The sequence below is a fragment of the Nocardia sp. X0981 genome, from assembly GCF_977089955.1.
The window spans coordinates 1,248,961-1,270,467 of record NZ_OZ372435.1 but is presented as its reverse complement, the minus strand read 5'-3'; the positions used below and the strand labels follow the sequence as shown (position 1 = coordinate 1,270,467).

The 21,507-nt window shown below is 67.6% G+C and carries 17 protein-coding genes; 8 read left to right on the top strand and 9 right to left on the bottom strand.

The annotated features are described in order from the left end of the window. Positions 1-23: 23 nt before the first annotated feature. Together lon and ACYR7D_RS05530 are read left to right on the top strand one after the other, a co-directional pair. Positions 24-2,381, top strand: coding sequence for an endopeptidase La (gene lon, locus ACYR7D_RS05535; RefSeq protein ID WP_459550037.1), 2,358 nt, complete (start codon positions 24-26; stop codon positions 2,379-2,381). 221 nt (positions 2,382-2,602) lie between these two features. Then, positions 2,603-4,192, top strand: coding sequence for a molybdopterin-dependent oxidoreductase (locus ACYR7D_RS05530; RefSeq protein WP_459548543.1), 1,590 nt, complete (start codon positions 2,603-2,605; stop codon positions 4,190-4,192). A 15-nt stretch (positions 4,193-4,207) separates the two neighbouring features. Here ACYR7D_RS05530 and ACYR7D_RS05525 read toward each other — a convergent pair whose 3' ends face one another. Further along, positions 4,208-6,088, bottom strand: coding sequence for an ABC transporter ATP-binding protein (locus ACYR7D_RS05525; protein WP_459548542.1), 1,881 nt, complete (start codon positions 6,086-6,088; stop codon positions 4,208-4,210). A 58-nt stretch (positions 6,089-6,146) separates the two neighbouring features. After that, the gene (locus tag ACYR7D_RS05520) at positions 6,147-6,815 is read right to left on the bottom strand and encodes a DinB/UmuC family translesion DNA polymerase (RefSeq protein ID WP_459548541.1); all 669 of its coding nucleotides are present in this window, start codon (positions 6,813-6,815) and stop codon (positions 6,147-6,149) included. 226 nt (positions 6,816-7,041) lie between these two features. Between ACYR7D_RS05520 and ACYR7D_RS05515 the strand changes: the two genes are divergently transcribed. Further along, complete coding sequence (locus ACYR7D_RS05515) at positions 7,042-9,843, top strand: FAD-binding and (Fe-S)-binding domain-containing protein (protein WP_459548540.1); 2,802 nt, start codon at positions 7,042-7,044, stop codon at positions 9,841-9,843. Between the two features lie 300 nt (positions 9,844-10,143). Continuing rightward, entirely contained in the window at positions 10,144-11,082 is a 939-nt protein-coding gene (locus tag ACYR7D_RS05510) for a DNA-3-methyladenine glycosylase family protein (RefSeq protein WP_459550036.1), read from the top strand. Positions 11,083-11,184: 102 nt separating this feature from the next. On the opposite strand, the gene ACYR7D_RS05505 is transcribed toward ACYR7D_RS05510, so the two are convergent. Beyond that, the gene (locus tag ACYR7D_RS05505; RefSeq protein ID WP_459548539.1) at positions 11,185-11,385 is read right to left on the bottom strand and encodes a hypothetical protein; all 201 of its coding nucleotides are present in this window, start codon (positions 11,383-11,385) and stop codon (positions 11,185-11,187) included. Between the two features lie 270 nt (positions 11,386-11,655). On the opposite strand from ACYR7D_RS05505, the gene ACYR7D_RS05500 reads away from it, so the two are divergent. Both ACYR7D_RS05500 and ACYR7D_RS05495 read left to right on the top strand, forming a co-directional pair. After that, the gene (locus tag ACYR7D_RS05500; protein ID WP_459548538.1) at positions 11,656-11,880 is read left to right on the top strand and encodes a DUF397 domain-containing protein; all 225 of its coding nucleotides are present in this window, start codon (positions 11,656-11,658) and stop codon (positions 11,878-11,880) included. A gap of 98 nt (positions 11,881-11,978) precedes the next feature. Next, on the top strand, positions 11,979-12,134 hold the full coding sequence (locus ACYR7D_RS05495; protein WP_459548537.1) for a hypothetical protein: 156 nt from the start codon (positions 11,979-11,981) through the stop codon (positions 12,132-12,134). Positions 12,135-12,149: 15 nt separating this feature from the next. Here ACYR7D_RS05495 and ACYR7D_RS05490 read toward each other — a convergent pair whose 3' ends face one another. The 5 genes from ACYR7D_RS05490 to ACYR7D_RS05470 all read right to left on the bottom strand — a co-directional run bounded on the left by ACYR7D_RS05490 (position 12,150) and on the right by ACYR7D_RS05470 (position 17,879). Beyond that, positions 12,150-12,896 (bottom strand): succinate dehydrogenase/fumarate reductase iron-sulfur subunit, encoded by a 747-nt coding sequence (locus ACYR7D_RS05490; protein WP_459548536.1) that lies wholly within the window; start codon positions 12,894-12,896, stop codon positions 12,150-12,152. A gap of 4 nt (positions 12,897-12,900) precedes the next feature. Further along, on the bottom strand, positions 12,901-14,868 hold the full coding sequence (locus ACYR7D_RS05485; RefSeq protein WP_459548535.1) for a fumarate reductase/succinate dehydrogenase flavoprotein subunit: 1,968 nt from the start codon (positions 14,866-14,868) through the stop codon (positions 12,901-12,903). Positions 14,869-14,883: 15 nt separating this feature from the next. Then, positions 14,884-15,717: a hypothetical protein gene (locus ACYR7D_RS05480; RefSeq protein ID WP_459548534.1), complete on the bottom strand. Its 834-nt coding sequence runs from the start codon at positions 15,715-15,717 to the stop codon at positions 14,884-14,886. Between the two features lie 284 nt (positions 15,718-16,001). Continuing rightward, positions 16,002-16,289 (bottom strand): hypothetical protein, encoded by a 288-nt coding sequence (locus ACYR7D_RS05475; protein WP_459548533.1) that lies wholly within the window; start codon positions 16,287-16,289, stop codon positions 16,002-16,004. A gap of 402 nt (positions 16,290-16,691) precedes the next feature. Continuing rightward, on the bottom strand, positions 16,692-17,879 hold the full coding sequence (locus ACYR7D_RS05470; RefSeq protein WP_459548532.1) for an AAA family ATPase: 1,188 nt from the start codon (positions 17,877-17,879) through the stop codon (positions 16,692-16,694). A 458-nt stretch (positions 17,880-18,337) separates the two neighbouring features. Here ACYR7D_RS05470 and ACYR7D_RS05465 point away from each other — a divergent pair, with 458 nt between their 5' ends. Both ACYR7D_RS05465 and ACYR7D_RS05460 read left to right on the top strand, forming a co-directional pair. Further along, the gene (locus ACYR7D_RS05465) at positions 18,338-18,907 is read left to right on the top strand and encodes a C40 family peptidase (RefSeq protein WP_459550035.1); all 570 of its coding nucleotides are present in this window, start codon (positions 18,338-18,340) and stop codon (positions 18,905-18,907) included. A gap of 3 nt (positions 18,908-18,910) precedes the next feature. Continuing rightward, positions 18,911-19,315: an RNA-binding S4 domain-containing protein gene (locus ACYR7D_RS05460; protein ID WP_459548531.1), complete on the top strand. Its 405-nt coding sequence runs from the start codon at positions 18,911-18,913 to the stop codon at positions 19,313-19,315. Between the two features lie 75 nt (positions 19,316-19,390). Here ACYR7D_RS05460 and ACYR7D_RS05455 read toward each other — a convergent pair whose 3' ends face one another. Next, complete coding sequence (locus ACYR7D_RS05455; protein ID WP_459548530.1) at positions 19,391-21,397, bottom strand: acyltransferase domain-containing protein; 2,007 nt, start codon at positions 21,395-21,397, stop codon at positions 19,391-19,393. Between the last annotated feature and the right edge of the window lie 110 nt (positions 21,398-21,507).

Sequence of the window (21,507 nt, the reverse complement as noted above, 5' to 3'; positions counted from 1 at the left end):
CCGATCCCATCGTGCTGCCGGGAATGGTCGTGCCGATCGAACTGGACGAATCCGCCCAGGCGGCGATCGATGCCGCGCAGGCCGCGAAGACCGGAACCGTTCTACTGGCCCCACGCCTGACCGAGGGTTACGCCGCCTACGGTGTGGTCGCCACCATCGAACAGATCGGCCGGATGCGCGGCGGAACGCCCGCCGCCGTACTCAAGGCGGAACGGCGCGCGAAGATCGGGCACGGTGTCACCGGGCCGGGTGCCGCGCTGTGGGTGGAGGCCGAACCGGTCGAAACGCCCGCCCCGGACGGCCGCACCCGGGAACTGGCCGCCGAATACAAGAAGCTGGTCGTCTCGGTGCTGCAGCGGCGCGAGGCGTGGCAGATGGTCGACGCGTTCAACCAGCTCACCGACCCGTCGGCCATCGCCGATACCGCCGGCTATGCCGCCTACCTCACCAACGAGCAGAAACGTGAACTGCTCGAAACCCCCGACGTCACCGAGCGCCTGAACCGCCTCGTCGAATGGACCCGGGCCCATATCGCCGAAGCCGAGGTCACCGAGAAAATCGGTGACGAGGTCCGCGAGAACATGGAGAAGAGCCAGCGGGAATTCCTGCTGCGCCAGCAGCTCAACGCCATTCGCAAGGAACTCGGCGAGGACGAGCCGGACGGTGCCGAGGACTACCGCACCCGCGTCGAACAGGCCGATCTTCCCGACAGCGTGCGCGAAGCCGCGCTGCGCGAAGTGGGCCGATTGGAGCGGTCCAGCGATCAGAGCCCCGAATCGGGCTGGATTCGGACCTGGCTGGACACCGTGCTGGAACTGCCGTGGCGGGTGAAGACCGAGGATTCCACCGATGTGGCGGCGGCCCGGGCCGTACTCGACGCCGACCACCACGGCCTGGACGAAGTCAAGGACCGGATGGTGGAGTACCTGGCGGTCCGGGCGCGGCGCGCGCAACGTGGCCTGGAGGTCGTGGGTGGGCGCGGTTCCGGCGCGGTGCTGGTGCTCGCCGGCCCGCCCGGGGTCGGGAAGACCTCGCTCGGCGAATCCGTCGCCCGCGCTCTGGGCCGCAAGTTCGTGCGGGTCGCGCTGGGTGGGGTCCGGGACGAGGCGGAAATCCGCGGTCACCGGCGGACCTATGTCGGCGCGATGCCCGGCCGGATCGTCCGGGCGATCAAGGAAGCCGGTTCCATGAACCCGGTGGTCCTGCTCGACGAAGTCGACAAGATCGGCTCGGATTACCGCGGCGACCCCGCGGCCGCACTGCTGGAAGTGCTGGACCCGGCGCAGAACCACACCTTCCGCGACCACTACCTGGATATGGACCTCGATCTCTCCGATGTCCTGTTCCTGGCCACCGCCAATGTCATGGAAACCATTCCCGGCCCGCTGCTGGACCGGATGGAAGTGATCACGGTGGACGGGTACACCGAGGACGACAAGGTGGCCATCGCCCGCGACTTCCTGCTGCCCCGCCAGCTGGAACGCAATGCTCTGACCGCCGAGGAGGTGCGGGTCACCGAGCCGGCGCTGCGTGAGATCGCGGCGAACTACACCCGGGAGGCGGGTGTCCGTCAGATGGAACGGCTGATCGCCAAGGCGCTGCGCAAAGCGGCGACCCGCTTGTCCGAAGCCGGGAGCCCCGCCCAGGAACCGGGCGGCGATCCCGCGCCCGGTGCGGTGGGCACGGAGGCCGTGGCCACCGATGGCGGGGCGCAACCGCTGACCATCGATATCGCCGATCTGAAGGACTACCTCGGGCGCCCGCGGTTCACACCGGATTCGGCGGAACGCACCGCTGTGCCGGGCGTGGCGACCGGCTTGGCGGTCACCGGACTCGGTGGGGACGTTCTCTATATAGAGGCCAACACCGCCGAGGGTGAACGCGCGCTGACCTTGACCGGCCAGCTGGGCGAGGTGATGAAGGAATCGGCGCAGATCGCGCTCACCTATGTGCGGTCGCATCTGGGCGAGATCGGTATCGAGTCCTCGGTCCTGGACCGCAACCTGCACGTGCACGTCCCTGCGGGCGCGGTACCCAAGGACGGTCCGTCGGCCGGGGTCACCATGGTCACCGCGCTGGTCTCGCTGGCGCTGGGCCGTCCGGTGCGCTCGGATATCGGGATGACCGGTGAGGTGACGCTGAACGGCAGGGTGCTGCCGATCGGTGGGGTGAAGCAGAAACTGCTCGCCGCTCAGCGTGCCGGGCTGAAGACGGTGTTCATCCCCGCGCGTAACGAGCCGGATCTGGACGATGTCCCGGCCGATGTACTGGCCGATCTCGAAGTGCGTCCCGTGGGCGATGTCGCCGAGATCCTGGCCTACGCCATCGAACCGGTCCGCGAGCCGGCTCTGGACGGGCGGCCTTTGGCGGCCAGCGCCTGATCCTCCGGCCCCACGGGCCGCGGCGGTTCTCTTCGGGAACCGCCGCGGCCCGTTCCGCCTTCGGTACGCCGCTCCGGGTACCGGGCGGTGTCCGGCGCGTCGAGGCGCGCTGCCACCGCGTTCTTCCCCTTCCCGGTCCGGGGTGACACCATCCGAACAGGGCCGTACAACCGATCCCGGATCCCTCCGGGGCACGGCCCGGCGGAGGAACGAGGGCGCTGATGCGGGAGACGACGAACCCGGCCGGGGCCGTGGAACGGCCGCCGGCTCGTGCGACCGCGCGCGGTATCGCCGCGGCCGTCCTGTCCGGCCTGGCGGCCGCCGCTGTGGTTCTCGGGGTGGGAGAACTGTTCGCCGGCCTGATCGACCCGGATGCCGCGCCCTTCCCGGCGCTCGGCGCCGTGGTCGTCGACCACACACCGCAGGCATTACGCGAGTTCGCCATCGAACGGTTCGGAACCGCCGACAAGCTGGTGCTCTTCCTGTGCATGGGGGTGGTGACGGCGGTGCTGGGCGGTGTGATCGGCCTGCTGGAGCGGCGGCGGCCCTACGGCAGCGCCCTGCTCGTGGCGTTGGGCGTGCTCGTCTGCTTCGCGGTTCTGCACCGGCCGTACGCGACCGCGGTATCCGCGGTACCGACCTTGCTCGCCGTGGCGGCCGGTGTGGTGACGCTGCGAACGCTGACCGCCCGGATATCGCACCGCGAACCGGCACCGGTATCCGCCGGTGACCAGGGCACCGAGCCGTCCAGGCGCCGTTTCCTGCTGCTCGCCGCCGGTGTCGCGGCGTTCGCGGCCGGAAGCGCGGCGGCCGGACGACGGCTCGGCGAGCGGATGCGGGCCGTCACCGCCGACCAGGGACGTTTCGTGGTTCCACGCCCGGTGGCCGCCGCCGCGCCACCACCGCCCGGTACCGATCCGCCGGTGCCCGGCCTGACCGTCTTCGAAACCCCGAACGATGCCTTCTACCGGATCGACACCGCCCTGCGGGTCCCCGCGGTCGCCAGTACGGACTGGCGGCTGCGCATCCACGGCATGGTGGAGCGGGATATCGAATTCGGTATGGCGGATCTGCTCCGGCGGCCCGCGGTGGAGAAGACGATCACCCTCACCTGCGTCTCCAACGAGGTCGGTGGTGATCTGGTCGGGAACGCGCGCTGGATCGGGTATCCACTCGCCGAGCTGCTCGCCGAGGCCGGTATCCGTCCCGACGCGGATATGGTGCTGTCCACCAGCGCCGATGGATTCACCGCGGGTACGCCGGTGGCGGCGATGACCGATGGTCGCGACGCGCTGCTGGCGGTGGGGATGAACGGTGCTCCGCTCCCGATCGAGCACGGTTATCCCGCGCGTCTGGTGGTGCCCGGCCTCTACGGCTATGTCAGTGCCACCAAATGGGTGGTCGATCTCGAACTGACCAGATTCGATCTCGCTCAGGCGTATTGGACACAGCGGGGCTGGTCCGAGCGTGGGCCGATCAAAACCACCGCCCGCATCGATGTACCCGCTTCCTCCGCCACTGTCCCGCCGGGGCCGACTGTCGTCGCGGGCGTGGCCTGGGCTCAGCACCGCGGTATCGCCGCCGTCGAGGTCCAGGTCGACGACGGACCGTGGGAGCGGGCCGAATTGGCGCCGGAGTACTCGCTGGACACCTGGCGTCAGTGGACTTGGCGCTGGAATGCGCCACCCGGCCGGCACACCCTGCGGGTGCGTGCCACGGACGGGACGGGCCGGGTGCAGACCGCGCAGCGGGCCCGTCCGGTGCCGGACGGGGCGACAGGCCTGCATTCGCGGTCGGTCACCGTGGAGTGACCGACCGCGGTGCGGTCAGGCCGCGGCCGGTGCCGTATCGTCCGCGAACTGGGTCCGGTACAGCTGCGCGTAGCGGCCATCCGCGGCGAGCAGTTCGGTGTGCGAGCCGCGTTCCACGATCCGCCCGGCCTCCACCACCAGGATCTGGTCGGCGGCGCGAATGGTGGAGAGACGGTGCGCGATCACCAGGGCGGTGCGTCCCTGTAGCGCCTCGGTCAGCGCTGCCTGAACCGCTGCCTCGGAGGTCGAATCCAAGGAGGCGGTGGCTTCGTCGAGTACCACCACTCGTGGCTGTTTGAGCAGGAGCCGGGCGATGGTCAGCCGCTGGCGTTCGCCACCGGAGAGCCGGTAGCCGCGTTCGCCGACCACGGTGTCCAGGCCGTCGGGCAGGGAGCCGACCAGTTCGGCCAGCCGCGCCCGGCCCAGCGCGTCCCACAGCTGCTCCTCGGTCGCCGCCGGATCGGCGAGCAGCAGATTGGCCCGGATGGTGTCGTGGAACAGGTGGCCGTCCTGGGTGACCAGGCCGACCGTCTCCTGGATGGATCCGGTGGTCAGCTCCCGCACATCGGTGCCGTTGAGCCGCACAGTGCCCGCGTCGACGTCGTAGAGCCGGGAAACCAGCTGGGCGATCGTCGATTTACCCGCACCGGAGGAGCCCACCAGGGCGATCAGCTGTCCGGGTTCGGCCCGCAGCGAGACCCCGTGCAGTACCTCCTCGCCGCCGCGGGTGTCGAGGGTGGCCACCTCCTCCAGCGAAGCCAGCGAGACCTTGTCCGCGGACGGGTATCCGAAGCGCACCTCGTCGAGTTCCACCGCGACGGGACCGGCGGGTACCGGCCGGGCGTCCGGGGCGTCTTCGATCAGCGGCCGCAGATCGAGCACCTCGAAAACGCGCTCGAAACTGACCAGCGCCGACATGATCTCCATTCGGGCGCTGGCGAGCGCGGTGAGCGGTGAGTACAGGCGAGTGAGCAGCAGGGACAGCGCGACGACCGCGCCCGCGTCCAGCTGGCCACGCAGCGCGTACCAGCCGCCCAAGCCGTACACCAGGGCCACGGCCAGCGCCGAGACCAGGGTCAGCGCGGTGACGAAAACGGTTTGCAGCATGGCGGTGCGTACGCCGATATCGCGGACGCGCCGCGCGCGCAGCGCGAACTCGGCGGATTCCTCGTGCGGCCGCCCGAAGAGTTTCACCAGGGTGGCGCCCGGCGCGGAGAAGCGCTCGGTCATCTGAGTGCTCATGGCGGCGTTCAATCCGGCCGCTTCGCGCTGGATATCGGCCAGTCGATTGCCCATTCGCCGGGCCGGGATCACGAAAACCGGCAGTAGCAACAGGGCGAGCAGAGTGATCTGCCAGGACAACCGGAGCATCACCGCCAGGGTGAGCGCCACCGTCACCAGATTGGCGACCACGCCGGAGAGCGTATCGCTGAAGGCCCGCTGGGCCCCGATGACATCATTGTTCAACCGGCTGACCAGGGCACCGGTGCGGGTCCGGGTGAAGAAGGCGATCGGCATCCGCTGTACATGGTCGAATACCGCGGTCCGCAGATCGAGGATCAGGCCTTCGCCGATACGGGCCGACAGCCAGCGGATCACCAGGCCCAGTCCGGCATCGAATACGGCGAGGCAGGCGATGGCCAGTGCCAGCAGGATCACCGTGCGCGGGGTGGAGCCACCGACGATCTCGTCGACCACGCGCCCGGCCAGTAGCGGGGTCGCGACGGCGAGTACCGCGGCAACCACGCTGAGCACCAGGAACGTGGTCAGCCGTCGTCGGTGCGGACGGGCGAAATCCACGATGCGCCGCGCCGTGGCGAAACTGAAGGGCCGTTGTTCCTCGGGCGCGTGCATGCGCCGATACATCTGGTCCCAGGCCACTGATTCCATGCTCATCCGACATGTCCTTCCGCTCCGGAGCCGGATTGAACTCCAGCGCACCGACACTAAAAGCTCAACTATCCTCGAGGTCAAGTGCCGGGTTCTCGAGGGGAGCGAGTTCGAGGCGGACACCGAGCAGACGGACCGGCCGGTCCAGCGGAAAACGCTCCAGCACCCGGAGCGCGGTATCGGTGATGGCCGCGACATCCGCGGTGGGGTTCGGTAACTTGCTCTGTTTACTGCGGGTGTAGAAGGTGGCGGTGCGAACCGTGACCGCGACACGGACAGCGGTCCGTCCCGTCGCGGCGATCTCCTCGGTGACCTCCCCGGCCAGCCGGACCACTTCGGCGCGGATCTCGGCGTGGTCGAACAGATCGCGCGGGAACGTCCGCGATCTGCTGTGCCCCACCACGGGCGGGGGTGTGGTCACCACCTCCGTATCGCCCGCGCCGCGACCCAGCACCCAGAGGTAGGGACCGTTGGCCGGCCCGAACTCCGCCGCCAGTCGTGCCCGGTCGGCCGCCATCAGATCGCCGACCGTATGGATGCCCAGCTCGGCGAGCCGGGCCGCGATCCGGTTGCCGATCCCCCACAGCGCGTTCGTCGGCCGGTGCGCCATGATCTCCGCCCAGTTGGCGGCGGTGAGCCGGAACATACCTTCCGGCGCCCCCGGACGGTCGTCGGAGGTATCGGCGCCTTTACCGGCCGATTTGGCGAAACCGGTGGCCAGTTTGGCGGTCAACTTGTTGTCGCCGATGCCGATCGCGCAGGTCAGGCCCAGTTCTTCGACGGCGGCCCGGATGGTGCCATCGGGCCATGTCCGCAGTCATACCCCACCGAGGTGACAAGGCGGGGGATAGCACGCGCGGTGGAGGGCCCGGCCGAACTCGCCCGCGAGGAGCCGTCGTGTCCTCGGCGGCGTAGCGCAGTGCCCGGAAAGAAGCGGTCACGGAGCCTAGTCTTGATGTGTGACCGACCGGGACAGGCGACGGGATGCTCTGGCACGACAATTGCGCGCCCGGATCGGTGCGGATGCGGTCGACACGTCGCGGCGCCGCCGGGTGGAGTACTCGTCGGACGCGTCGAACTACCGTGTGCTGCCCGAGGTAGTGGTCTTCCCTCGTACGGAGGGAGACGTGGCGGCCGCGCTGGAGGTCGCGCGCGCCGAAGGCGTGGCGCTGACCCCGCGTGGTGGCGGTACTTCGGTGGCGGGTAATGCGGTGGGCCCGGGTATCGTGCTCGATTTCAGCAGGTACATGACCGGAATCGTCGATATCGATCCGGACCGCCGGACCGCGCGGGTGCAGCCCGGCGTGGTGCTGTCGCAACTGCAACACCGCGCGCGGGCACACGGTTTGCGGTTCGGGCCCGACCCGTCCACCCAGAATCGCTGCACGCTGGGCGGCATGATCGGCAACAATGCCTGTGGTCCGCATGCCATCGCCTGGGGACGCACCTCCGATCGGGTGCGTGAATTGCGGATACTGGACGGCACCGGAACTCCTCGCCGGCTCGCGAACTCGTTGGACGCGATTCCCGGTCTGCCCGAGTTCACCACCGGCGCGCTGGCCGTACTGCGGACCGACCTGGGCCGGTTCGACCGGCAGGCTTCCGGCTACGGCCTCGAATACCTGCTCCCCGAGCGCGGTACCTCGGTGGCCGGTGCGTTCGTCGGGACCGAAGGCACCTGCGGGGTGCTGCTCGAAGCCGAGGTGGAGCTGGTGGAGATCCCCGCCGCCACCATCCTCGTCGTCCTCGGCTACCCGGACCTGGCGACCGCGGCCGACGATATAGCCGCGGTCGTCTCGGTGACGCCGGTCGCGGTGGAGGGGATCGACGCGCGGCTGGTGGAGATGGTGCGCGCGCACGGCCGCCGGGTACCCGATCTGCCTCGGGGCGACGGCTGGCTGTTCGTCGAACTGGCGGCGGAGGACGCGGCGGCGGCTCGTACCGCCGCCGACCGGCTGTGCCGTACCGTGCACGCCATCGACACACGGGTCATCACCGATCCCGGCGCCGCGGCCGCGCTCTGGCGCATCCGTGCGGACGGAGCCGGTCTGGCGGGGCGTACCCGCGACGGCGCTCCGGCCTGGCCCGGCTGGGAGGATGCCGCGGTGCCACCTGCCCGGCTCGGCTCCTACCTGCGTGATTTCGACGAGCTGATGCGCGAGCACAAGGTCGACGGATTGCTCTACGGACATATCGGCGACGGCTGTATGCATGTGCGACTGGATCTGCCCATCGCCGACGCCACCGATCGGTTCCGCGCCTTCCTGACCGACGCGGCGCAGCTGGTGGTCGGGTACGGCGGTTCGCTGAGCGGGGAGCACGGCGACGGCAGGGCCCGGTCGGAGCTGCTGAAGATCATGTACTCGCCCGCGGTCCTGGATGTTTTCGCGGGTTACAAGGCGCTGTTCGACCCGGCGGGCGTCCTCAATCCGGGCGTACTGGTGGACCCCCGTCCCCTCGACGCCGATCTGCGGCTGCGTGGTCTGGGCCCGATACCGCGGGCCGGCGGTTTCGCGCTGGCCGGTGATGCCGGGGATCTGGCCACCGCGGTGCACCGGTGTGTAGGAGTGGGAAAATGCCGGGCGGATACGCGGGCCACCGGTGGTTTCATGTGCCCGTCCTATTCGGCGACCACGGATGAGAAGGACACCACCCGTGGCCGGGCCCGGGTCCTGCAGGAGGTGGTGCGCGGTGAGCTCGACTGGGCCGCTCCCGAAGTCGCCGAATCGCTGGACCTGTGCCTTTCCTGTCGCGCCTGTAGCACGGACTGCCCGGCAGGTGTCGATATGGCGACCTACAAATCCGAAACGCTCTACCGCCGCTACCGCGGGCGTCCGCGGCCCCGGGACCACTACTCGCTGGGCCGTCTCCCGCTGTGGCTGGCCGGTGCCACACGGGTGCCGCGGCTGGTCAACACGCTCGCCGGAATCGGGCCGCTGCGCCGGCTGGGGATGTGGGCGGCCGGTGTCGACTCGCGCCGGAGTATGCCCGAACTGGCCGAACGCTCTTTCCGCAGGCTCCGGCGGTACATCGACCAGCCGGTAACGGATCCGGACGCTCCCACCGTACTGCTCTGGGTGGATACTTTCACCGATGCGTTCGATCCGCAGATCGCGCTGGCAGCCATCCGGCTACTCAACTCGCTCGGTTACCGGGTCGAAGTGCCCGGGCGGCAGGTGTGCTGCGGTCTCACCTGGATCACCACCGGACAATTGGACGGTGCCCGCGCCCGGCTGCGCGCCACGCTCGACGAACTCCATACCCATGTCCGTGCGGGGCGACCGGTCATCGGCCTCGAACCCTCGTGTACCGCGGCATTGCGTACCGATCTACCGGAACTGCTGCCCGACGATCCGCGCTCCCGCCCGGTCGCGGCCGCGGTGCGCACCCTCGCCGAGTTCCTCACCGCGCATACGGACTGGCACCCGCCGCGTCACCCCGGACGATCGGTCGTGGTCCAACCGCATTGTCACCATTATTCGGTCCTGGGCTTCGAATCGGATCGCCGGATATTTGCCCAGATGGGTATAAATGTGACCGAAGTCGCAGGCTGTTGTGGTCTGGCCGGTAATTTCGGAATGCAGAAAGGACATTACGAGATATCGGTCGCCGTGGCCGGACACGGAATACTCGCGGCTCTCCGTGACGCCCCGGAAGACGCCGTCGTACTGGCCGATGGATTCTCCTGCCGCACACAGACCGCGCAGCTCGTCGGCCGTCGTACACGCCATCTCGCACAAATTCTCTTGGGCGAATGGTGATTCGGTGGGCGCTGCGAGGTAAGCGGTATCGGGGAGCCGCCGATTTCCGAAGCCGGCCGCCGTACCGAGGCGTCAGCTCCCGAACGGGAGGGTTCCCGGTGGAATCTCGTATCCGGAGCTACCGGCGAAAACCGAACCCCACAGATCGAGTAGCCAATTGAGCGCCTCGGTAATCATATGAACCTCCAGTCATGGCAGCAGCCATATATTTGCTCAGCTCCGACTTCATCGTCCCCCGACGACGTACTGTTACCGCCGAGGCGCACGGAGAGCCGGGTGGCGCACAATAGCGAAGTGCCTATTCGATCAGCGGGAACTCCGGCGAAGTGGAACCACGTCACCCGGACGCTGACCGCCGACTCGATCGACCTCGCGCATACGCTGGCGCCGCTGCGACGCGGTCCCGGCGATCCGTGCCACCGGATCACATCCGACGGCGCGCACTGGCGGGTGTCGCGCATGCCGACCGGACCGGTCACCTACCGCCTCGTCCAATCCGGTCCGGGCACCGTAACCGCCGATGCCTGGGGTGCGGGCGCTCAGGAGTTCTCGGACCAGCTCGATCACATGCTGTGCCTGGACGAGAAGGTGGACGATTTCATCCCCATCCATCCCGTGGTCGCCGCCGCGCACCAGCGCCACCCCGGACTGCGGATGCTGCGCACCGGCCGGGTCTTCGAGGCGCTGGTACCCGCGATCCTGGAACAGAAGGTCACCATCGTCTCCGCGCACGCGGCGTGGCGCTGCCTGGTACACCGGTTCGGCGATACACCGCCCGGACCGGCGCCGAACGGTATGCGGGTACCGCCGGCTCCGGAAACATGGGGCAGCATTCCGTCGTGGAGCTACCACCGCGCCAACGTGGGACCCCAGCGTTGGCAGGCCATCGTCCGGGCAGCAGAAGTCGCCGACTCGCTCGAACGTACCACCGTATTACCGCCGGCCGAGGCCACTCGCCGGTTGCGCACCCTCCGGGGTGTCGGCGAATGGACCGCCGCGGAAACCGCCCAGCGCGCGTTCGGTGACGCGGACGCGCTCTCCGTAGGCGACTTCCATCTGGCTTCGGTGGTCGGCTGGACCCTGCTCGGGCGCGCTATCGACGATGCCGAGATGGTCGAATACCTCGAACCCGTGCGCCCGCATCGGTACCGGACCGTTCGGCTGCTGGAAATCAGTGGCCGGGCCCGCAAACCGCGGTTCGGCCCGCGCGCGCCCAGCACGGACCACCGCTGGCACTGAAGCGGTGTTCGGGGCCTCCGAGAGGAGGCCTCCGGTAGCGTTCCCCGGCCACCGGAGGCCTGTATCTCGTAGCGAGTGCAATCTACGCCGGAGCGCGCCGCCCTACTGCAGGGCGCGATTGTCCAATACGCACCGGCCCATCTCCACCAGCGTCGCCCGGGCACGCCGGCGGACCCGGCATTCGTCGACGGTGCAGTCCAGATGCAACTGCATGGCGGAATGGGCCTGTTCGGGGGTCATCACCCCCGGATCGCCACTGCAATAGAGAATGGTGGGGATCGGAACGTCCAGATTCAACCGCATCACACGACCTCCTTCTGAACCCGCGGCCGACTCGTGTTGTCCGCGGTGGGTTTCCGGGTGTGTACATACGACAACAGCTCACCATAGGCCGAGAAGGGCGCAGATCGGGTGAGATTCGCAGATTTCGGCCACGGCGAGTTTCCGGTGGGTATGCATTCGAAGTGGTCCGCGAGGTGGGTAGCATCGCGCACAATGCTTGTGGCGCAGTGCGCCGGAAATCTCGACAGACCCACACGCGGCGACTTCGTCGGCCCGTGAAGGAGGATGCGAATGAGTGTCAACGACGGCACGAAAGTGGATTTGACCGGCGCCCAGTGGCTCAACGGAGGTGTCGGTGAGCCGGGTACGCACAGTGTGGAGATCGCGATGCTCGCCGATGGGCATGTCGGTATGCGCGACGGCAAGAATCCGGACGGACCGGTGCTGGTGTTCACTCCAGGCGAATGGGCGGCCTTCACCGCCGGGGTACGCGACGGCGAGTTCGATCGCCCGTAACGCCCGGCCGGTCAGCAGGGGTTTCGGGCCGCTCTGTAACGGGTACACAACAATCCGTGGACCGAGGGATCAAGAGTTCCCATCCTCGGCTCCGCAGATTGGGTCCCCGCCACGGTGTCGAGTGGCTGATCGTGGGCCTGCTCTTTGCGGCGTCCGCGGTGGGCATGTTCGTACTGACCGGCTCCGTTCTATCGGCGTTGTTCGTCGGAGCGCTCGTCGGGCTCGTGGCGACCGGTGTGGTCGGAATGCTGTAGCAGCGACCGGCGGCCTCAGCGCCGGAAGAGTTTGTTACCGAGCCAGACGAGTGGGTCGTATTTGCGGTCGGCGACCCGCTCCTTCATCGGGATCAGCGCGTTATCGGTGATCTTGATGTGCTCCGGGCAGACCTCTGTGCAGCATTTGGTGATGTTGCAATAACCGAGCCCGTGTTCCTCCTGCGCCGCGTCGCGGCGATCGGCGATATCCAGCGGGTGCATCTCCAGTTCCGCGATCCGCATCAGATACCGGGGGCCGGCGAAGGCCTCCTTGTTCTCGTCGTGGTCGCGAACGACATGACAGGTGTTCTGGCAGAGAAAGCATTCGATGCACTTGCGGAACTCCTGCGACCGCTGCACATCTACCTGCCGCATCCGGTATTCGCCGGGTTTCAGATCCGGTGGTGGCGTGAAAGACGGTATCTCCCGAGCTTTTTCATAGTTGTAGGAGACATCGGTGACCAGGTCGCGGATCACCGGGAAGGTGCGCAGCGGCGTCACTGTGACGATATCTTCGGGGGTGAAGGTAGACATTCGGGTCATGCACAGCAGTCGCGGCCGGCCGTTCACCTCGGCCGAGCACGAACCGCATTTCCCGGCCTTGCAATTCCATCGCACCGCGAGGTCGGGGGCCTGCGTCGCCTGTAAACGGTGAATGATGTCGAGAACCACCTCGCCCTCGTTCACCGGCACCGTGAAGTCCCGCAGTTCCCCACCTTCGATATCGCCGCGCCATACACGGAATCGAGCGTCGTAACTCATCGGCTCACGCCTCCTCGGTGTCCGATTCGCGGCTGCCGGTCCCCGGCACCGCCGCGCCGTTCGCCGCTGGATGGCCGGCGAGCTCGGCTGGGGTGTAATACTTTTCCAACTCGCCGAGGTCGAACAGGGCGAGGAGTTCGGGTCGCATCGGCGGCTGGTCCTGCACCGTCACCGAGATATCGGGTACGCCGGAGGCGGAATGCTCGCCGGCGGTCGTGCAGACGAGTAGCTTGTTCCGCCACTGCGGATCCATTCCCGGGTGGTCATCGCGAGTATGCCCGCCACGACTCTCGGTGCGCTGCAGCGCGGCCTGGGCCACACACTGGCTGACCAGCAGCATATTGCGCATATCGAGGGCCAGATGCCAGCCCGGATTGAACTGGCGGTGACCCTCGATGGTGACCTGCGTGAATCGTTCGCGCAGCGCCTGGAGGCGGGTGATCGCCTCGCGCACCTCGTGTTCCTTACGAATGATTCCGACCAGATCGTTCATGGTCTGCTGCAGATCGGTGTGCAGAGTATAGGGGTTCTCTCCCGAACCGCCTTCCGCGGGATCGAACGGCGCGAGCGCAGTCTCGGCAGCCGCGGCGATATCGGTATCGGCGACCACCGGCCGGTCGGTCAGGCCTTGGACGTACTCGGCCGCGCCGAGTCCGGCACGCCGGCCGAAAACGAGCAGATCGGACAGGGAATTTCCGCCGAGCCGGTTGGACCCGTGCATACCGCCGGAACATTCCCCGGCGGCGAAGAGCCCGGGTACGTGCGCGGCGCCGGTATCGGGGTCCACCTCGATACCGCCCATGACGTAGTGGCAGGTGGGGCCGACTTCCATCGGTTCCCGGGTGATATCCACATCGGCGAGTTCTTTGAACTGGTGATGCATGGACGGCAGCCGCCGCACGATCTCCTCCGGGGTGAGCCGGGAGGCGATATCGAGATAGACGCCGCCGTGCTCGGTGCCCCGGCCGGCCTTGACCTCTTCGTTGATGGCACGGGCGACTTCGTCACGGGGGAGCAGGTCAGGAGTGCGGCGTGCCGAATCGTTGTCGCGCAGCCACTGGTCGGCCTCCTCCTCGCTTTCGGCGTACTGGCCCTTGAAGACGGGCGGAATGTAATCGAACATGAACCGCTTGCCCTCGGTGTTCTTCAGGACACCGCCGTCACCACGGACCCCCTCGGTGACCAGGATTCCCTTCACGCTCGGGGGCCAGACCATACCGGTGGGATGGAACTGCAGGAACTCCATATTGATCAACCGCGCACCGGCGCGCAGCGCGAGAGCGTGGCCGTCACCGGTGTACTCCCAGGAGTTCGAGGTCACCTTGTACGACTTGCCGATACCTCCGGTCGCCAGGACGACGGCCGGAGTTTCGAAGAGGACGAAACGCCCGGATTCGCGCCAGTAGCCGAATGCCCCGCTGATCCGGCCGCCATCCTTGAGCAGGTCGGTGATCGTGCATTCCGCGAAAACCTTGATCCGTGATTCGTAGTCACCGGTTTGCGCGTAGTCCTCCTGCTGCAGCGAAACGATCTTCTGCTGCATGGTGCGGATCAGCTCGAGGCCGGTGCGGTCGCCCACATGGGCCAGCCGCGGGTAGGTGTGGCCACCGAAATTGCGCTGGCTGATCCTGCCGTCGGGTGTCCGATCGAACAGTGCGCCATAGGTTTCCAGCTCCCACACCCGGTCCGGGGCTTCCCGCGCGTGCAGTTCCGCCATCCGCCAGTTGTTCAGGAATTTCCCGCCGCGCATGGTGTCGCGGAAATGGGTCTGCCAGGTGTCCTTTTCGTTGGCATTGCCCATGGCCGCCGCGCAGCCGCCCTCGGCCATGACGGTATGAGCCTTTCCGAAAAGGGATTTGCACACCACCGCCACCGATAGGCCGTGCTCCCGCGCTTCGATCACCGCGCGCAATCCGGCGCCGCCGGCACCGATCACCACGACATCGTAGGTGTGCCGCTCCACTTCGGGCATAGCCGTGCAAACTCCTCAGTCGATGATGCGAAGATCCGAAATCGTGCCGCTGGCAACCAACATCACGTAGAAGTCGGTGAGTACGAGGGTGCCGAGCGTTGTCCAGGCCAGGGCCATATGCCTGGTGTTGAGTTTGGAGATCTGGGTCCAGAACCAGTACCGCACCGGATGGGCGGAGAAATGTTTCAGTCGACCGCCCGCGATATGCCGGCAGGAATGGCAGGACAGGGTGTAGGCCCAGAGCAGGATCACGTTCCCCGTCAGGATCAGGCTGCCCAGGCCCATCCCGAACCCACCGGACTTACCGTGGAAGGCACCGATGGCGTCGTAGGTGTTGATCACCGAGATGATCACCGCGATGTAGAAGAAGTAGCGGTGCGCGTTCTGGATGATCAGCGGAAGCCGGGTTTCGCCGGTGTACTTCGTATGGGGTTCGGCGACCGCGCAGGCCGGCGGCGAGAACCATACGGAGCGGTAGTACGCCTTCCGGTAGTAGTAGCAGGTGAGGCGGAAGCCGAGCAGGAACGGCAGCACCAGGAAGCCGAGCGGTAGGAAGACCGGCAGGTCGCCGAACGGGGTGCCGAAATGGCTCGATCCCTCGACACACGAGGTGCTCAGGCACGGGGAATAGAACGGTGTCAGATAGTGGTAGTCGGCCGCCCAGTAGGCGGTGCGGACGAACGATCTGATCGTCGCGTACACCACGAACGCCGCCAGACCGATCACCGTGATCAGGGGAGGTAGCCACCATCGGTCCGTGCGTAGGGTGCGGGCGGTGATCCGGGCCCGGGTCTTGCTGAAAACGCCTGTTCCGGTTTCGGGAACGGTAGTCGTCGGTGCGGCACTCACTGGTCGATGCCTCGCTGATCGGCGGTGCGAGAGGTGGGAATACCCCCCGCGATCGAATGTGATGCTGAGCACCATACGCCAGGTCTGCTATCGAAGGAGCAGGGTCCGGGCAATCTTGCCGGGGTGAGCCAATGGTGATTTGCGCCACATTTACTGACGATCTGCCTGGGTGAATATGCCGCAAACGGAAGCGGCCGGTCGCCTGTCCGGCGACCGGCCGCCCCGGAACCGCCGGATGGGGCCGGGGTTCCGGTGGTCAGTTATTCGATGGTGAATCGGGATCGCTACAGGGTGCGCGGGCGTGAATGGAAGCCGAGCCCCTCGTCCTGGGCGCCCATCCAAGCCGATTCGTCGGACTTGCTGTCCGGGACGTAGATGGGCTCCTGACTGCGCCCGGCCAGCTGCGGGGGCGGGCTCTGCTCGAATTCGTCGGCGTCGATGCAGAGGCGCTCCAGATCGTTCTCCAGCCGGCGTACGGTGCCCGCGTCCCCGTAGTGGGCGCGCAGTACCCCGATGGACCTGCGGAGTTGGTTTACGGCGTACTGGAGTTCCGCGAAGTCGCTGCGTGTCATGGATACCTCCTGAGTTGCTCACCGGTCGCGGTGCGAACGCCGCTCGGGCTGCGCTGGCCATCCGGCGTATCTTGTGACCGACCACACAAGGTGATCTACAACACAGTACGGCAAAATGTCGATTCCGGCTCGTCCGGAGATCAAGATCGGGTTTCGGTTGGGGGAGATTCCGTACCGTCGCGGCAGTGGGCTTCGTGGAAGGAGTGGGAGCGCATAGCTCTATACTCAAATCTAGTAGAAAATCTAGATGCATGTAGATCTTACTCGACGGCGTCTCGCTGGGTATATCCGCCACTACTGCAATCGGTAGAGGTGGCTAGATTTCCCTATCGGCCGGATGCGGTGCGCGCGGGTCGAGACCTGAGGCGCTCCGTACCGGTTCCCGGCCGAGGTCGGTAGCGGCTACGTAGTGGCACCACGCAGGTAGCGGCCGAAATGTGGGACCGTGAAGCCGATGGTGCCCCGTTCGGCCGAGTAGATCAGTCCCTTCTTGATCAATCCGTCGCGAGCCGGGGACAGCGAAGCGGGTTTCCGTCCCAGCTCCGCGGCCACGGCCGAGGTGGCCACGGGGCCGTCGTCGCCGGACAGATCGGCCATCGCGCGCATGTACTCGCGTTCGGCCGGAGTGGCCCGTTCGTAACGGGAGCCGAAGAACCCGACCGCCAATTCCTCCTCGGCGGCCGGCGCGGCGAGGGCGACATCCTCCGCGGTGATCGGGCTGCCGGGCGCCTGGTCCCATGTCGCCTTTCCGTATGCCTGGACGAAGTAGGGATAGCCGTCGGCCTTGCGGTAGAGCGCGGCGAGCGCCTCGTCGGAGAATTTCACGTCCTCGCGCTCCGCCGGTGCGATGAGCGCCCGGTCCGCGGAATCGCGGTCGAGCCGGTCTATCCGGTGATAACCGAACAGTCGTTCCGAATAGCTCTTCGACGCCGAGAGCACCGCGGGCAGATGTGGCAGTCCCGCGCCCACCACGATCAGCGGCGCGGTGTCCTGACTCAGTTCGTGGCAGGCACCGCAGATCGCCGAGATATCCGCCGCGCCCAGATCCTGCATCTCATCGATGAAGACGGCGATGCCCACTCCTGTATCGGCGGCCAACGCCGCGGCCTCCACGAAGAGCTCGACCAGGTCGATTTCGATATCTCCGGAATCGGCGCGGCCGGTTACCGCGGGTACGTCGATACCCGGCTGCCACCGTTCCCGCATTCCCTTGTCCGCGGTCGCGCGCAGGGCGAAGGCCTTGAGGATGCCGAGAAAATCGTCCACACGCTCCGGGCTGTGGTGCGTTTTGGCAATGGCCCGGGCGGCCATGTGCAGTGCCGACGACAGCGGCCGGCGCAGTTCCTGATCCGGGCGGGCTTCGATCTTGCCGGTACCCCAGCCGCGTGATACGGCAGCGGACCGTAACTGATTGAGCAGGACCGTCTTTCCCACACCACGCAGGCCCGTGAGCACGACGCTGCGTTCCGGCCGGCCCCCGGCGATACGTTCGAGGACGATATCGAAGGCGGCGAGTTGCCTGTCCCGTCCGGCCAGTTCCGGTGGACGCTGGCCTGCGCCGGGGGCATACGGGTTCCGCACGGGGTCCATACCCTCACACCGTAGCGCGGGGGCGCGGAAATATCGTCCGATCTACGCCGTTTTCTAGACGGTGTTATCGAAAGGTGGGCGCGGACCGCGGTTCCCCGAGCGCGCCGCGGCGGTGGCCCGCCACGCTCGACCGAGACCATCCCGTGATCTGTTGTCGCGACAAAAAACGCTTCTCGCGCAGCGTTTTACACCTGTACTCCCAGCTCGCGAGAAAAACCGGCGCGTTCGGCTGGACAACACCGGCCGGGCATCGTAACCTCTTTGTGACTTAGTGGAGTCGAGTCGTTTCGGAAGTGAGGCGGCGCCACTGGTCGCCGCCGCCGCCGACCGCCGCGATATGTGTAGGACGCGCGATCGGAGCGACGGGAGAGCACGAAGATCGGAGACGGAGCTCGGTGGGTAAGCATAGCTTGCAGCGAGAATCCAAGCTGCCAAATTCTGTCAAGGGCGCACTGGTCATGGGCACCCTGGCCGCCACCACGGGCACTATGCCCGCCATCGCCTCGGCCGCGACCACCACAATCGACGTTCCCGGCATCGGGAAATTCGATGTCGAGGTGCCGGACGAGTACGCCGCGCCGGTGGAACAGCTCAACCAGCAGCTGAACCAGGTGCTGGAGCAGGCTCCGCACGCTATGCCGGCGGCCCCCGCGCTGCCCGACTTCGCGCCTCCCGCGCAGCAGACCGCGGGCGATATCGCCCTCGACGCCGCCAAGACCAAGGTCGGCGCCATGTACTCCTGGGGTGCCGCGGGCCCGTACAACTTCGACTGCTCCGGGCTCGTGCAATGGGCCTACAAACAGGCCGGCATCAAACTGCCGCGCACCAGCTTCGAACAGTCCCACGTCGGTGCGCCGGTGGCCTTCCAGAACCTCAAGCCCGGCGATATCGTCATCACCAACGGTGGCGGTCACGTCGGCATGTACGCCGGTGACGGCCTGCTGCTCAACGCGGTGCAGTCCGGCGAGCCGGTGTCCTACACCCACCTTTCGCCCGACGATGTGGTCACCGCCCGTCGTATCGTCTAAAGGGTGAGCGCAGCCGCCTCCGCGCCGGGCAACGGCCCGGCCCAGGCCCGGGTCGACTCCTGGGTTTGGGCAGTGCGGCTGTTCAAAACCAGATCGGCCGCCGCGGCTGCCTGCCGCGGCGGGCATGTACGGGTCAACGGTGCAACCGCCAAACCCGCTCAGCCCGTGCGTCCCGGTGACGAGGTCCGTATCCGCGGCGGCGGTAGCGAGCGGATCGTCATCGTGGAGCGTGTGATCACCAAGCGGGTCGGCGCTCCGATAGCCGCCCAATGCCTGATCGATCGCAGTCCGCCCCCACCGCCTCGGGAAATACTCGCGAGCCTTCCGAAACGGGATCGCGGGTCCGGTCGTCCTACCAAGCGGGAGCGCCGGGAAACCGACCGGCTCCTGGGCCGCACCGATCACTGATACCGGTTCTGCGGGAATCCCCGATCGCCCACGTGACCCACCGTGCTCGGGTCACGTGTCCCGGCGATCGCGGTATCAACCGGGGGCGGCGGGGTACATCCACGTATCGTCGGCCGCCGACCGGTCGTGGCGGTATGGTCCGGTGAAATCGATCGGCGTCGAGAACACGGCGACGAATGCCACCGGATCGGCAGCGGTGAGCTCGATGAGGTTGGCCGCCGATACCGAGATCCGTGAGAACCGCCGGGCGAGCCGGCCCGCGTCGAGAGCCGGTTCCTCCGTGCCGGGGCCGCGTGGCTCCGCACCGCCGAGGCCGGGAGGCCGGTTCCCGGGGCCTATCACGTGCTCGGCCGAGACCGCCGCGCCGACCACCGTATCCTCGAAAACCTGCGCGGCATGAACCACGCCGCGAATGGTGCAACCGGATTCACGGATATCGCGGAGCGCATTGTCGAGGTCGAGCCGGTCGGCAGTATCGCAGCGCACCACCACGACACGATCCTCGAACCCTTCGAGCAACGGCGGAACCGGCCGCGGGGACCGTGTCGGGACCACGACATCGCGGGCGCCGGCCGCGAGCAGCCGGCGTACCATCACCGAGCCGAGCGCGCCGAGGCCGCCGCTCACCACATATGTTCCGGCCCGGTCGATCTCCATCGGCGGCTCGACCGCCACCCGGCCGGACATGAACCGGATAGCCCTATTGGCATCGACCACCCGGGTCCATGCGATGATATCGGTGGGCGGGGGGTCATCGGCGAGTCGTATCGAAGCCAGCGTTCCGGCACCCGTGACCTCCGCCCGTATCGTCTCGTCACGGAATGCCCGCGCCCGGCCGAGTCCTTCCGGAAAGCCGGACGCGGGTTCGCCGCGCGATCCACTCGGCCGTCGAAGCGCTTCCTCCTCCCCGGTCGCAGGCGCGGAAACCGGTGCCGCGTCGCCTCTCTCAGCGGAGACGTGGTGCCCGGGCCGGTGGATCTCTGTGCTCGGCCCGGCTTGCCGAGCGTCGGGAGCCGGGACCGTGGCCGGGCGGCGTAGCTCTTCCTCCCGGGCGCCCGGCCGGGGCTTCGCCGGCACCGAGTCCAGGGCACGCGCGGCGTGGAACTGGGCGAGACAGGTGAGGAAAGCTGTGCCCTCGTCCTCGTGATCGGCGGTCGGATAGGTGGTGTGGGTGAACGGCGGGATCGCGCGCACCGCGGCTGCGAGCACCGGGGCGGGACACACTTCGAGGACCACGGTCATACCGTCCACCGCCACCCGGCGCAGGGTCGTATCGAGATCCACACGGCGAGTGATGTTCTCGCCCCAATATTCCGCGCTCGCGGCGGTGGTCGCATCGACGACCGTGCCCGGCCGCGTGCTGGAGTAGAACCGGGTGTGCGCAGCGCACCGGCCCAGCCGTCCCAGCCCGGTCAGGAACTCCGGCACCGCATCGATCACCCGGTGGCTGTGCGCGGGATAGTCCGATGCCGAGTGCGCGGTGGCGATACCGCGACGTTCGGCCCGGCGCACGACTGTTTCCACATCGCGCGGGCTGCCGGAGATCAGTACCGATCGCGGGCCGTTGACCGCGGCTATCGCGACCTTCTCGTACAAAGGTTCCACCAGCCGGGCCACTTCGGCCGCCGAGGCCAATAGTTCGACCACGGCGCCGGTGCCCGAGATCCGGCCCAGCGCGCGCCCGCGCGCGGTCGCCACCCGGGCGGCATCGGTCAAGGAGAGCGCCCCGGCGGTCACCGCCGCCGCGGCTTCTCCGATACCGTGCCCGATCACCGCGTCCGGCCGCACCCCCCAGGAGAGCAGTAGTCGCGCGGTGGCCACCTGGTAGGCGAACAGGGCCGGTTGGACGAACGCCGGGTCCGGGCGGATGCCGGCAGGCTCGCTTGCCGCCGTTGCCGGATCGCGGAACCCGTGGCGAGGCGTCCATACCCGCGGACCTCCTGCCGCGGTGATCGCATCGCCCGCCGCCGTCACGGCGTCCGCGAATACCGAGTACCGGCCCGCCAGCATCCGCCCCATCCGGTCGTGCTCCCCACCTTCACCGGAGAAGAGGAACACCACCCCGCCAGAAGAATCGTTCATCCCGGGTAAGGGGCGGAGACAGGCTCCACCGGATGCGGAGGCAGGCCGATGCCGGTAGCGTATGCCCCGGGAGAAACGACGTATGGATGCGCGTCGACCCGGTAGGTCGG